This window comes from Sorangium sp. So ce1036, from assembly GCF_051369805.1.
Classification (GTDB): domain Bacteria; phylum Myxococcota_A; class Polyangia; order Polyangiales; family Polyangiaceae; genus Sorangium; species Sorangium cellulosum_F.
Genome location: NZ_JBBMOX010000001.1, coordinates 5,527,425 through 5,541,014, shown reverse-complemented (window position 1 = coordinate 5,541,014; position 13,590 = coordinate 5,527,425). Strand labels below are relative to the sequence as shown.

9 protein-coding genes are annotated in these 13,590 nt (G+C 74.8%); 4 read left to right on the top strand and 5 right to left on the bottom strand.

Features of this window, described 5'->3' with window-relative positions:
- The first annotated feature begins 488 nt into the window (after window positions 1-488).
- From WMF31_RS20930 to WMF31_RS20915, 4 genes are all read left to right on the top strand, one after another.
- The gene (locus WMF31_RS20930) at window positions 489-1,316 is read left to right on the top strand and encodes a hypothetical protein (RefSeq protein ID WP_436603648.1); all 828 of its coding nucleotides are present in this window, start codon (window positions 489-491) and stop codon (window positions 1,314-1,316) included.
- Window position 1,317: 1 nt separating this feature from the next.
- A complete protein-coding gene (locus WMF31_RS20925; protein WP_436603647.1) occupies window positions 1,318-5,298 on the top strand; it encodes a serine/threonine-protein kinase in 3,981 nt (1,326 codons plus the stop codon).
- Window positions 5,299-5,708: 410 nt separating this feature from the next.
- Window positions 5,709-6,620, top strand: a complete 912-nt coding sequence (locus tag WMF31_RS20920; RefSeq protein ID WP_436603646.1) for a lipase family alpha/beta hydrolase — start codon at window positions 5,709-5,711, stop codon at window positions 6,618-6,620.
- A 3-nt stretch (window positions 6,621-6,623) separates the two neighbouring features.
- Window positions 6,624-7,664, top strand: coding sequence for a lipase secretion chaperone (locus tag WMF31_RS20915; protein WP_436603645.1), 1,041 nt, complete (start codon window positions 6,624-6,626; stop codon window positions 7,662-7,664).
- A gap of 27 nt (window positions 7,665-7,691) precedes the next feature.
- Here WMF31_RS20915 and WMF31_RS20910 read toward each other — a convergent pair whose 3' ends face one another.
- From WMF31_RS20910 to WMF31_RS20890, 5 genes are all read right to left on the bottom strand, one after another.
- The gene (locus WMF31_RS20910; protein ID WP_436603644.1) at window positions 7,692-8,324 is read right to left on the bottom strand and encodes a hypothetical protein; all 633 of its coding nucleotides are present in this window, start codon (window positions 8,322-8,324) and stop codon (window positions 7,692-7,694) included.
- Between the two features lie 482 nt (window positions 8,325-8,806).
- On the bottom strand, window positions 8,807-10,108 hold the full coding sequence (locus WMF31_RS20905) for an MFS transporter (protein WP_436603643.1): 1,302 nt from the start codon (window positions 10,106-10,108) through the stop codon (window positions 8,807-8,809).
- A 44-nt stretch (window positions 10,109-10,152) separates the two neighbouring features.
- Complete coding sequence (locus WMF31_RS20900; RefSeq protein WP_436603642.1) at window positions 10,153-11,142, bottom strand: zinc ribbon domain-containing protein; 990 nt, start codon at window positions 11,140-11,142, stop codon at window positions 10,153-10,155.
- Window positions 11,139-12,278 carry a hypothetical protein gene (locus WMF31_RS20895; protein WP_436603641.1) on the bottom strand — a complete coding sequence of 380 codons (1,140 nt, stop codon included), beginning with the start codon at window positions 12,276-12,278 and terminating at the stop codon, window positions 11,139-11,141. The genes WMF31_RS20900 and WMF31_RS20895 overlap by 4 nt, the downstream gene beginning before the upstream one ends.
- Window positions 12,279-12,434: 156 nt before the next feature.
- On the bottom strand, window positions 12,435-13,445 hold the full coding sequence (locus tag WMF31_RS20890) for an alpha/beta fold hydrolase (RefSeq protein ID WP_436603640.1): 1,011 nt from the start codon (window positions 13,443-13,445) through the stop codon (window positions 12,435-12,437).
- Between the last annotated feature and the right edge of the window lie 145 nt (window positions 13,446-13,590).

The window sequence follows — 13,590 nt, the reverse complement described above, 5'->3', positions numbered from 1 at the left end:
CCTCGAAGCGGCCAGGCTCCGCCCCGACGGCAGGCGCTCCCAGGCGCCGCCCTGCCGCGCCGAGCGCCGGGGGCGCGGGCGAGCGAGGCCGCGCCCCCGGCGATCCGCTCCAGCGAGCACATACGGTCTGTCGCTATCCATACCTCCGTCCCCGGTGCGAACACCCCCTGTCGAGATTGCCGCGGACAGAGCGCATGTTTTCGCGTCGACAGCGCCGACAGAGCGTTCGTGCATCGACACAAAAAAAGAGCTCATTGCGTGCGCGTCGGTCTTTGCTGCGCGCGTCATCGGTGACATCTTTCCATTTGCGACAGCGATGGCGAGCGGCACAGGCCACTTCAACCCTGTGCGCTCTTCGCGGCTCGTCCAGATTGAACCACGATGTACGCACCGGCGATCGACGCGCGCGCTTCAGGTCGTGTCTCGGCGCCGGTCGTGTCGGGAGCTCATGGGCCCTCCGGCCCATCGGCATCCCAGGGGGCGTTACCATGGAGCATTCGCCGAGGCTCGCCGTATTCGTCCTGGCCGTCGCCGCGCTCTTCGCGGGCGGGTGCGTGGCCCCCTTCGATCCGGGCGAGGAGGACGCGGGCGACGCCGCGTCACAGGCCGTCCGCTCGGACAACGCGCTGACGTCGAACGCGCTGACGTCGAACGCGCTGACGTCGAACGCGCTGACGTCGAACGCGCTGACGTCGAACGCGCTCACGGCCGGGGCGCTGGCGAGGAACCCGCTCACGGCCTCGGCGCTCCGCGATCCGGCGGCGCGCTCCGTGCTGAAGTACATCGCGGGGTGCGCGCTGCCGGCGGGCGAGCGCATCCTCCTGGAGATCGACGGCGTGGAGGTCGCCTTCGTGGGGGAGCTCGGCCTCGCGCCGCGCTGGGGAGAGAAAGGGGGGTCCTGCGATGCCGGGTGCCGCTCCTGGGTCAGCGGCTGCGTCCTGGCTCGGCTCAATTACCTGGGAGAGAAGGTGAGCATCTCCCTCCGCGGCGACCACGAGGAGCTCCGGGCCAACAAGGCCGAACGCCGCGCGTACCCCAGGCAGGAGGCGACGTATTACGGCGACATCTTCGCCGAGGAGCCCCTCTATTACGCGTGCCTCCCGCCCGGCGCCTCCTCAATCCCCCGCGTCTGCGGGCCCTCCCTCGACGGGTGCGTGCTCGATGTCGTCGGGCCGTGCGGCGCGGTGTGCGAGAAGCAGAGAGACGATGGCAGCTTCCCCGGCTGCCGCGCCATGGTCCGCGGTCGATCGGGCGAGCTCCGTCCTGACGAGCCCCCGTACCCTGGCTCGCTCTCGGTCTTCCTCGAAGAACGGTGACGTGGGCAACGCCGAGCTCATAGCGGAGCGCTTCGTCGTCGAGGGCGAGGCCGCCTCCGGGGGCATGGGGACGGTCTACAGGGCGCGCGATCGCCTCGGCGGCGGCCTGGTCGCCCTCAAGGTCGTCCGCCTCCGGAGCGCGGTCCAGGTGGAGCGGTTCGAGCGGGAGGCCGCGCTGCTCGCCGCGCTCGTCCATCCGGGTATCGTGCGTTACATCGCGCACGGACTCACGCTGGACGGAGATCGCTACCTCGCCATGGAGTGGCTCGACGGCGAGGACCTGGCCGCGCGCCTCGCGCGGCGCATCCTCCCGGCGAGCGAGGGGGTCTCGCTCGTGCGCCGGGCGGCCGACGCCCTCGCGTTCGCGCACGCGCGCGGCATCGTCCACCGCGACATCAAGCCGAGCAACCTCTTCCTCCCGGGCGGGGACGCCGAGCGCGTCAAGCTCGTCGACTTCGGCCTCGCGCGGCCCAGCGCGGACGCGGGGCGCGTGACCATCTCCGGCGGCCTCCTCGGCACGCCCGGGTACATGGCCCCCGAGCAAGTCGAGGGCAGGGCCTCGCCCGATCCGCGCAGCGACGTGTTCTCCCTCGGGTGCGTCCTGTTCGAGTGCCTCACGGGGAGCCCCGTGTTCGCCGGCCCGAGCCCGATGGCGGCGCTCGGCGAGCTGCTCCTGAAGGAGCCGCCCCGCCTCCGCGACCTCCGCCCCGACGCGCCCGCGCCGCTCGACGATCTCGTCGCGCGCATGCTGTCCAGGCGGCCCGGCGACCGCCCGCGCGACGGGGCCGAGGTCGCCGCCGAGCTCGACCGCATCGCCGCGTCCGTGGACGCGTGGACCGCTCCCGCGGACGCGCCGACGCGCGCGGGGGGCGTGCCGGTCAGCGCCTCCGCCGTGCGCGAGCGCGTCGCCCTCACCCTGGGCGAGCGGCGCCTCGTCAGCCTGATCTTCCTCGGCGAGGCCGCGCCGCCGCCGCCGACCTCGTCGGCGGCCGAGCTCCGCGCGATCGTCGAGCTCCACGGCGGCAAGCTCACGCGGCTCGGCCCGGGCGTGGCGCTCGTCGTGATGGCGGGGCCCGGCAGCGCCGTGGACCGCGCCGAGCGCGCCGCCCAGTGCGCCCTGGCCCTCCGGGCCGAGCTGCCGGGCGTGCCGCTCTGCGTCGTCACGGGGCGCGGCGTCTTCTCCGCGGGCGCCGTCGGCGGAGACCTCGTCGGCCGCGGCGTCGCCGCGCTCCGCGGCGCGCCCGCCGGCGCCGTGCGCCTCGACAGCACGACCGCCGGCATGCTCGGCCCGCGCTTCGAGATCACCCGCGGCGCGCCCGCCGCGCCGGGCGAGGCGCTCGTGCTGGCCGGCGAGCGCGCCGGCGACGAGATCGTCCCCGCGCTGCTCGGCCGGTCCACCCCGTGCGTCGGCCGCGTCCGCGAGCTCTCGATGCTCCACGGCGTGCTCTCCGGCTGCATCTCCGAGTCGCTCGCGAGCGCCGTGCTCGTCCTCGGCCCCCCCGGCGTCGGCAAGTCCCGGCTCCGCCTGGAGCTCTTCGCCGCGCTGCGGCAGCGCGACGAGCCGGTCGAGATCCTCTGGGGCCGCGCCGACTCGGGCGCGCCCGGCACGCCGTTCGGCATGATCGCGGACATCCTCCGCCGGGCGGCCGGCCTCCACGAGCGCGACCCTCCGCGCGTCCGCCAGCGCAAGCTCGCGCAGCGGCTCGGGCGCCACCTCGGCGGCGTGGAGCTCGACCGGGCGGCCGCGTTCCTCGGCGAGATCGCCGGCGCGCCGTCCCCCGACCACGCCCGCGTGCTGCGGGCGGCGCGCCAGACCCCGACCGGCATCAGCGACGGCGTGCGGGCCGCGTGGGAGGACTGGCTCGCGGCCGAGTGCGCCGCTCACCCGGTGCTCCTCGCGCTGGAGGACCTGCACTGGGGCGACGCCGCCACCGTGCGCCTGCTCGACGCGACCCTGCGGAACCTCCGCGAGGCGCCGCTCATGCTGCTCGCGCTCGCCCGCCCCGACGTCCACCGGCAGTTCCCGAACCTGTGGGCCGAGCGCGAGGTGCAGACGATCAAGCTCGGCCCGCTGCAGCGGCGCGCCAGCGCGGAGCTCGTCCGCGCGGCGCTCGGCGACGCGGTGGACGAGGGCGTCGCGGCGCAGGTGATCGACCGCGCCGGCGGCAACCCGTTCTACCTGGAGGAGCTCATCCGGGCGGTCGCCAGCGGCAAGGGGGAGATCCTGCCCGACTCGGTGCTCGGCACGGTCGAGGCGCGGCTCGACGCCGAGGGCAACGAGGGCAAGCGCGTGCTCCGGGCGGCCAGCATCTTCGGCGACCGGTTCTCGAAGGACGGCGTCACCGCGCTGCTCGGCGGCGACGAGCGCCTCGCCGACGTCGAGGCCTGGCTGAGCGCGCTCGCGGACCGCGAGCTCGTCGCGCCCGCCGGCCCGCCCGCGGGGCTCCACGACGTCGCCGACTACGTCTTCCGGCACGCGCTCGTCCGCGAGGCCGCCTACGCCATGCTGACCGAGCACGACCGCGCCCTCGGCCACCGGCTCGCGGGCGCGTGGCTCGAGCAGCGCGCCTCGGCCGACGCGCGGGTCGTGGCCGAGCACTTCCGCCGGGGCGGCGAGCCCGGGCGCGCGGTGCGCTGGTACCGGCGCGCGGCCGAGCAGTCGCTCGAGGCGAGCGATCTCCGCGGCGCGATCGAGCGCGCCGCGTGCGGGATCGCGTGCGGCGCGGAGGGCGAGGAGCTCGGCGCGCTCCGGCTGGTCGAGGCCGAGGCGCGCGTCTGGGAGGGCGATCTCGCCGCCGCCGAGGAGCGCGGGGCGGCGGCGGCCGCGCTGCTCCGGCCCGGCAGCCCCGGCTGGTTCCGCGCGGTCACCCAGATCGCCGCGGCCGCGGGGAAGCTCGGCGCGGTCGACCGCGTGGCGCGCTGGGCCGCCGTCGCCGAGGGCGCGCCCGCGCCGCAGCTCGCCGAGGCGGGCGCCGGGCCGCTGTCCACCACGTCCGCGCTGCGCCGCGCCCGGATCGCCTGCTTCTGCGAGTGCGGCGCGCAGCTCGTCTTCGGCGGCCGCCACGCCGAGGCCGACGCGCTGCTCGCGCGCATCGACGAGGACCTCCGCGCGCCGCCGGCGCCGGACGCCGAGCTCGTCGCGATGGCGCAGCAGCTCCGCGCGATCCGCGCCGCCGCGGGCGGCGACCTCGAGGCGTGCCTCCTCGGGCTGGAGGCCGCGCTCGCGGCCTTCGAGCAGGCCGGGGACCGGCGGAGCGCGTGCGTGATCGGCGCGAACCTCGGCTTCGTCTACGCCGAGCTCGGCGAGCTCGCCGCGGCCGAGTCCGTCCTGCGCGCCGCGCTGTCGACCGCCGATCGGATGGGCCTGCGCGAGCTCGCGACGGTGGCGCTCCAGAACCTCGGCCACGCGCTCGGGCGCCTGGGCAAGCTGGACGAGGCGCAGAGCGTCGAGCGGCGCGCGGTCGAGGCGTTCCAGCGGCGGGGCGACCTCCGCATGGAGGGCGCGGCGCGGACCTACCTCGCGAGGATCGCGCTGCTCTCGGGCGACGCGTCCACGGCCGAGCGGGAGGCGCGCGCCGCGGAGGCGGCGCTGCACGTGGCGCCGTGGCTGCGCGCGCCCGCCGTGGCGGTGCGCGCGCTCGCGCTGCTCGCGCGGGGCGAGGTCGCGGAGGCGCTCGAGGCGTCGGGCGCGGCGTACCGCGAGCTCACGGCCCTGGGCTCCCTGGAAGAAGGGGAGTCGCTCGTGCGGCTCGCGCGCGCCGAGGCGCTCGCGGCGGCGGGCGCGCGCGCCGAGGCGGCGGCGGTGCTCGACGCGGCGAGGGAGAGCCTGCTCGCGCGGGCCCGGAGGATCACCGATCCGCGGCGGCGGGAGCGGTTCCTGACGGCGGTGCCGGAGAACGCGCGCGTCCTCGGCGGGGCGACGGCGCCGGAGGAGGGGGATGAGGGCGCGCGGGCGGGCGAGCGGGGCCTATCCGAACGGTGAGCGGCGAACGTGGGCGCGGACGCGCGGCGCCCCGGGCGCCCCGGGCGGGCGGGCCGTAACGCGCGGCCGCGTCGATGCGCTGTCGCGGCTCGGGCCGCGTGGTCCTCGGGGATTCGGAGGAAAGGCCACGTACTTACCGATTGTCCAGAATGGGCGAGGTGCCTGTCATCTTGCGAAGCTGTGAGTTCTGCTTGATTCGAATTAAAAAAATACTCTATCAGAGGTGACAGGTGATCAGGCGAGCTCAATCCACCAACTCACGCGCTGTACAACCCAACACCGTCACGCCCGCTCGAAATCGGGAGAGAGTCGAGAGAAAACGAGGGGCTGGAGGACGAATGCGAATTGACGCATTGCGCTGTGCGGCGGGCGCCGTGGCGCTGCTGATGCTGCAAGGATGCATTGCGTCGATGGAGGAGCCGATTGACGCAGAGCGCGCCGAGATCGGCGAGGGCGCGCTCGCATTGGAGAGCTACGCGCAGACGCAGTATCCCATCGTGCTGTGTCACGGCATGGCCGGCTTCAAGACAATGTTCGGTGTGGTCGACTACTTCGGTGGGATCGCCTCGACGCTGCGCTCCGGCGGAGCGGAGGTGTACGTCACCGAGGTGCCGCAGTTCTCCGCGACCGAGGATCGCGGGGAGGCGCTGCTCGCGCAGGTCGAGGATATCGTCGCCCGGACGGGGAGCGAGAGGGTCAACCTCGTCGGGCACAGCCACGGGGGGCTCGACGCGCGGTACGTCGCCGCGGTGCGGCCGGATCTCGTCGCCTCGGTGACCACGATCGGCTCGCCGCACCAGGGGGCCGAGCTCGCCAGCTTTCTCCGGCGGAACCTGCGGGACGGCGGCTTCGCCCAGGGGGCGCTGTCGTTCTTCGCGAACGGCCTCGGCACCGTCCTCGGCCTGCTCAGCGGGCGCACCTCGCCCCAGGACTCGGTCGCGGCGGTGAAATCGCTCTCCGCCGAGGGGATGCGAGAATTCAATGCGTGGCACCCGGCCGGGCTACCCGCCAGCCGGTGCGGGCAGGGCGCCCCCGAGGAGGACGGCGTCCGCTTCTACTCGTGGTCGGGGACAGGGCTGCTCACCAGCGTCATCGATCCGACCGACCTGACGCTCGGGCTCATCTCCAAGCTGTATTCGGAGTCGAATGACGGGTTGGTCGGCAGGTGCAGCTCCCACTTCGGCGAGGTGATCCGCGACAACTACAGGATGAACCACCTCGATGAGGTCAATCAGCTCTTCGGGTTTATCAACCTGTCTGGCCCGAACCCGAAATCCGTGTTTCGCGCGCACGCGAGCCGGCTCAAGCGCGCCGGGCTCTGATCCATGGGGCGTCGCGGCAAGGCTGTCCTCCTCGTCCCGATCGCGCTCGCCGCGCTGGCAGGCGCGGAGCGGCTCGCCTCGAGCGAGCGGCCGGCGCATGAAGGCCACGCCGCCCGGTCGAGCGGGGCGGCGGCGCGCTCCGCGCGGAAGGGGGCGGTGCCGGCGGTGTCCGTCGCGCCGGTCTCCCCGCGCCTCGAGCCGGCGGTGTCCGTCGCGCCGCCCCCTCCGCCGGCGCCGCGCGACGTGCCCCGCTCGCTCCGCGACACCGCCGTCGACGGCGCGGTGCTCGTCGACGAGCGCGGCGATCTGACCGTCGGCCCCGAGCTGCTCGCGCTCTTCGACTACTTCCTCAGCGCGACGGGCGAGGAGCCGGACGCGGCGATCCGGGCCCGCATCGTCGCGGCGATCCGGGCGCGGGCGGCGGGGCGCGCCGCGGACCAGGCGATCGCGTTGCTCGACCGGTACCTCGCCTACCGCGAGGCCGGCGCGGCGATGCGCGTCGAGGACGAGGCCGATCCGGCGGCGCGGCTCGCCGCGCTGCGCGAGCTCCGGCGCGAGCATTTCGGCGAGCCGGACGCGACGCTGCTGTTCGGCGACGACGAGCGGGAGGGGGAGGCGGCCATCGAGCAGGCCCACATCCTCGCCGACGCGACCCTGTCGGCCGAGGAGCGCGACGCGCGGATCGCGGAGGTCGAGGCGGCGCTCCCCGAGGGGATCCGCGCGGCGCGGGAGGCGGCGATGCGGCCGCTCACGCAGCAGGCCGAGGAGCTCTCGCTGCGGGCGGCGGGCGCCTCGGACGAGGAGATCCACGCGCACCGGGTCGCCACGGTCGGCCCCGAGGCCGCGGACCGCCTCGCGGAGCTCGACCGGGAGCGGGCGGCGTGGCAGCAGCGCCTCGACGCGTTCGCCGGCGCGCGCGCGCTGCTCGCGGCGACGGTGGCCGATCCGGACGAGCGGCGCGCCGCCGCCGAGGCGCTGCTCGAGCGCGACTTCACGCCCGAGGAGAGGCTGCGCGTGCGGGCGATCCTGGGTCCTGCGCCGTGACGCGCCCGCCGCGGCGCGGGGGCTCGCTCACATCGATCCCTGGATCGCGATCCCGACCCCATCGGGGCCGACGAGGGGGACCGCGCCCACCTGGATCACCTGGCCGCGCCTCACGGGCACGCGCACCTGCGCCGGCATGGCGATGCCCCCGAGCAGCATCCCGAGCCCGACGGCCTGCCCGGCGCCGAGGATGGAGAGCTTGACCGCGCTCGCCGCCGAGGGCCGCGAGGTGCTGAGGTGGATCCACGGACCCGCGACGGGGATGAGCAGCGTCGCGGGGTTGGCCGCGCGCCTCTCGCGGCGGGGGAGCAGGAAGCAGGCGATCTTGGTGCAGTGCGCCTGCCGGACGATCTGCGGCCTGTCGAGGGCGAGCAAGGCGGCCGAGGCGGCGGACGCCGCCCAGAACCCGCCCAGGGTCGCCGTGCCGGCGATGGTCATTCGCCTCTTCGCCCGGTTGGCGACATAGGCGGTCGCGGCCTGCTGCGCCGCGGCCTGCTGCGTCACCGCGCGGGCCTGGGGCGCGCGCCGGGGCGAGATCGCCTGGGGCGCGCCGCCCGCGGAGGCGCTGGAGATCCCGAGGCAGAGCCCGAGCCCGAGGAGCCCCGAGAGCCCCTGGACGACGCCTCGCCCCTTCGCCGTGCTGCTACCGATTCTCCCCATCTGCGAAGTCCGCATGAGCCCCTCCTGGTGACATGACGCGCACCTGCGCTGGAGAGAGCAAGCTCCGGGCCTCGCAAGGAGATGTCCTGTGAACGGCCGCAGGGGCCGAGACGCCTGGACGGGATTCGACACAAGGATGCAGAGACGAGAGAGGTTGGGAGCTATGGACGTGAACGCGGTCGTGAACGTGGTCGTGGTCGTCGACGACCCCATCGTGGACGTTTCAGCCAGGTACCCCCCTCTCTCCTGTCTTTGGGCGCCTCGTATCTCGGCGTCTTTGCGTTGAGTCCCTTCTAGCGCTACTGCGGAAGGTCGCCCCGGATCAGCAGAAGAACCGCCATGGCGCCAAGGACGCCAAGAAGAGAGGGGAAGAGAAGAGAGGGGAAGGGTTGTCCCTCCATTTTCCCCTTCTACTTCCCTGATTTCTTGGCGCCCTTGGCGCCATGGCGGTTCGCCTCTCGGCCCGACTTACCGCAGGTGCGCTACCGCGCGTCGGGGACGCTGCGCCCGCGATCCTCTTCCGCGGCGCTCCTCCGCAGCGCAGCCGGGAGCGAGAGCGCCGCGGCGAGGGTGGCCAGCGCGCCCCCGGCGCCGGCGAAGAGCAGCGTCACCGGCGCCGAGGTCGCGTCGAGCAGCAGGCCGCCGCCGACGTAGGACAGCGCGGCCGCGACGCCGATGGCGCCGTAGAGGTTGCCGAAGACCCGGCCCAGCATGCCGGGCGGGACGAGCTGCTGAACCAGCGTGTTGCAGGCGACGTCCATCGCCGCGATGCCGAGCCCGCGCACGGCTTGCATCGCGAACGCCGCCGCGACGGCCCAGGCGAGCCCCGTGAGGAGGTTGCCGACGCTGCTCACCGCGAACCCGGCGATCAGCATCACCGCCATCGACGCGCGCGCGCCGTACCGCGAGAGCAGCGCGTAGCCGAGCAGCAGCCCCAGCCCGACCGCGCCAAGGAGGAGCCCGACCGCCGCGTCGCCGGCGCGGAGCGTGTCTCTCGCCAGGACGACCAGCGCCACGTCGTCGACCCCGTTGAAGGCGACGACGCCGCAGAAGCCCAGCGCGATGACCCGGACCGCGGGGGCCGACAGGATGTAGCCGAGCCCGATCCTGGCGTCGTGGAGCAGCGACGACCGCTCCTCCTCCCCGGCGCGGGCCGGCGGCAGCGACGGCAGCGCGGCGAGCATCGCCGCCGAGGCGAGGAAGGAGGCCGCGTCGACGAGGAGCGCGCCGCGGACGCCCACGAGCGGGAGCAGCGCGGCCGCGAGCAGCGGGCCGAGCGCCTCGGCGCCGTTCGCGCCGAGGCCGAGGGTGGCGTTCGCGGTCTCCAGGTCGCGGGCGCGCACGAGCGCCGGGACCGCGGCGCGGGACGCCGGCTGGAACACCTGCCCGGCGATCGCGCGCGCCGCCACGAGCCCGAGGAGCAGCGGCAGCGGCGGCAAGGCGAGCGCGATGAGCACGAGGAGCGCGCCCTGCGCGAGCTCGCAGAGGATCATCACCCGCCGGAGGTCCCACCGATCGCTGATCGCCCCGGTGATCGGGCCGAGCAGCGAGGGCGCGAAGTCGCCGACGAGCAACAGCAGCGAGACCGCGAGCGCCTGGCCGGCCGTGTCGGCGACATGGAGCATGAGCGCGACCAGGCTGAGCGAGTCGCCGGCGTACGAGATGACGCGCGCGCACCACAGCCGCCGGAACGCCGGGTTCTGGCGCAGGAGCCGCAGCGCGCCCGCGGCGCGCTCCTCGGAGGTCTCGGCGGGGGAGGTCTCGGCGGGACCGGAGCCGGGCATCCCCCTTGTTTAGCTCGGATCGGCGCGGGATCGGCGCCGCGCGGCTATCGCGTGAGCAAGAGCGCCACGAAGAGGAGCACGAGCGCTACGGCGATGAGCAGCGCCACCTTGCCCCAGGCGATCGGCGCCGTGCCCGTGACGCGGAGCGCGTCCTGGCCGTGCACCACGGCGCGGTAGCTCCGCCCGTCGTAGCGGTAGGCCAGCACGTACGAGGGCAGCGCCACCCGGCGGGTCGAGAGCCCGCGCAGGAGCACGGCCACGCGCACGTTGCGGAAGGTCGACCCCGGGATCACCCCCTGCCGCAGGGCGTCCGCCGCGGCGTCCGCGATCCGCTCGTTGACGATCTTCCGCGCCCCCGAGCGCTGCGCGTCGAACTGCTCCAGCGCCGCGTCGGGCGGGCCGAGCCCTTGCGCCGACCGCTGCGCCGCCGGGACGGCCCGGTCGACCCGGTAGTACGGCGCGAGCTCCAGGGCCTCGTCGAGCGAGAGGCCGCGCGACGCGGACACGAGCAGGTTGCGGAAGGGGAGCTGCGTCTGTCCGGCGTGCGGGGCCCAGGCGCTCCGCCGGGCGCCCGCGTTCGAGTCCGCCGTCCAGCTCACCACGGCGTCCGCGTTGACGAGCCAGCCCGCCCACCAGATCGGGTGGAGCCCCTCGACCGTGGCCGCGCGCGAGAGATCCGACGGCCGGAAGAAGCCGAGCGTCGCCATCCACCGCCGCAGCGCCTGGTCGGCCTGCTCGGGCGAAACCTCGAACGGGAGCAGCCAGTCGGCCTGGTCGACCGGGTCGACGGGCTGCTCCAGCCGCGTGACGGCGCCGCAGAAGCGGCACTTCGGCGCCTGCGCCTCGGCCGAGTACGAGACCGCGGCGCCGCACTCGGTGCACCGCAGCACCTGCGCCGGCTGCGGGGCCGGGGCGCGGCCCTGCGGCGCGGCGAGGCCGCACACGGCGCAGCGCAGATCCCCCGCCTCCAGCGGGCTGTGGCACCGCGCACAGCCGTGCGCCGAGGCCGCCGGGACGCCCATGCTCAGGCTCATCGCGCCCCTCCGGTCTGGGTGCGGCGCCTGGAGGAGGGGCGCCATGGGGGCTCACCTCCGGGGCTTGCGTTCCGGCGAGCCCTTCTCGTGGCCCGCCTGCATTTCAGCCCCTCCGGTGAGCCCCCATGGCGCCCCTCCTCCAGGCGCCCGTCGGGCCGGGCTCCCTCCGGCGGCGGCTCGGCCGGCGCGGCGGCCAGCGCCGGGGGCCGCGCGACGGGGCGCGCTGCGCCGCCGTCCCGCATCGCGGCCACGAGGAACGGCGTCGCGAGCAGCAGGATCACGAGCAGGACGGCGAGGGCGATCTTGATCCAGGAGAGGGGCGCCTTGCCGTGGATCACGCCCGTCTGGCCGTTGATGAGGACCCGGAACGGCGGCTTCTGCGGGTCGTGCCGGATGGCGAGCACCCAGAGGGGCACGTAGACGAGCTCGAGCGTCTCGCGGTCGAGGCGCGTCTCGTGGGACAGGCCGTGGTGGCTGTCCCCGGGCATGAAGCGCGGGAGCTCCCGGCCGATCTTCTCCAGCGCTTCGCGCCGCGCGAGGCCGACGCACTCCTCCTGGGTCATCGTCGGCTCCTCGGCGATCCAGCCGCTGAGCACGGCGGGCGTGTAGCGCCGCATCATGCGGAGGTCGAACGGCTCGACCGCCTCGAGCTCCGCGTTGTGGATGGCGCGGGAGGCCACGACGAGCACGTCCGTGATGTAGGCGGCGCGCTGGCCCTCGAGGGGCCGGTGCTCGGTCCTCGTGACGACGCGCGTGCGGGTGACGGCGTTTCCCTTGTCGTCGGTCGTCGTGTACGTCTCGGTTTCCTGGTAGTTCTCGCCGATCTGCGCGGCGAAGCGCGTCTCTGCCATCGCCGAGTACAGGTACGCGGGCGTGTACACGCCGCGGATCGCGTCGACCGTCCCCGTCTTGACGCTGGACTGCACGAAGAGGCTCCGCTTCCCGAGCCACGCCTTGACCGCGCCGAGCGCGCTCTCCCGGGTCATGGTGAAGCCGAGGACGAAGTGCGGCGGCGGCCGGTGTGCCGAGGGCGGCCGCTCCACCACCGACGGTGAGGCGCAGTACGGGCACACCGCCGTTCGCTGATCGGCCTCGATGTGGAGCGAGGCGCCGCAGGTCTCACACTCGAGTTGCACCGGCGTCCGAGACAACCGCATCGGGCGGCGCGGCGTCAACAGCGAACGGGCCGTGCAGCGTCGGCGACGAGCGGGCGGCGCGATGTCCGCAGCGAGCGAGCACAGCAACGAGCGGGCGGCGGGGCGGCGGATGTCAGCGGCGGACGCGGCGTCGCGCTACGGCGGAGAGGTCTGCCGGAGCAGCGACGAGAGCGGGCTCCGCGCCCACGGCTTGACCGCGGCGTCCGGCCACGACGGCCACCTGAGGCCGACCGGCACAGCGGCGGCCACCGCGGACGCCCGCGGCGCGCGCGCCCCGGCGCGCAGGCGTGGCGGGGGGCGCGGCTCGTCGAGGAAGCGCAGCAGATCGGGGGTGAGCTCGGCGACCGCCTCCCGGTGCGGGTAGTGTCCGGCCCTGGCGAAGCGCCGCACGGTCACGCCCTCCAGGTAGCGGTCCACGTCGGCGGCGTGGCGCGCCGGGATCACGGGGTCGCGGTCGCCCCAGTAGACGGCGAGCGGCGGGATCTCCGGCAGCCGGTGGGCGATGTCCATGAGGTGCTCGCGCTGGCCGCGCAGATCGATCGCGTGGCGGAGGGTGCGCGACAGGGCGCGCGCGGTGCCGGGCCGCGCGTTCACGCGGGCGAGGTGCCTGCGCTCCGCCGCATTGAAGTTGCCGCCGAGCACCAGCATCCCCGCGTGGGTGCCGACGCCCATGAGCAGCGGCGCGGCCAGCTCGAGCACGCCTGTCACGGCGGCGAGCCGGAGGGGCAGCGCCACCTCGCTCCCGAAGCCGCCCGCCGCGACCAGCGCGAGGCGGTGCACGCGGCCTGGCCGCTCTATCGCCACGCACATCGCAATGCTGCCGCCGAACGAGTGCCCGATCAGATCGAAATCGCGGAGCCCGAGGGCGCGGATCCAGTCCGCGACGACGCTCGCATACCAGGCCACCGTGTACGGAGCCTCGGGCCGGTCCGAGTGGCCATGGCCGGGCAGATCGAGCGCATAGACGCGGCGCCTCGCCGCGAGCGCCGGCGCGAGCCGGTTCCAGGTCCGACAGCTATCGGACAGGCCGTGCACCAGGACCACGGGGCGCCTGCTCTCGCCGCTCCTCGGAGGGGGGTGCCACTCCTCCCAGTGGACCTCCCCCGCGGGGAACGAGCGAACATGGCTACGACACGTGATCGACATGTTCTTCCAGAAAACGTCGCACGAAGGACAGCATCTGTCCAGATTGCATTCCGCTCCCTGCGCCCCCCACGGCGGCCGCCCCCACCGCGAATCTCCTGTCGCGTGGCATGTGGGTCGGATGATGCCAGCGTGCGCCATGTTGGGA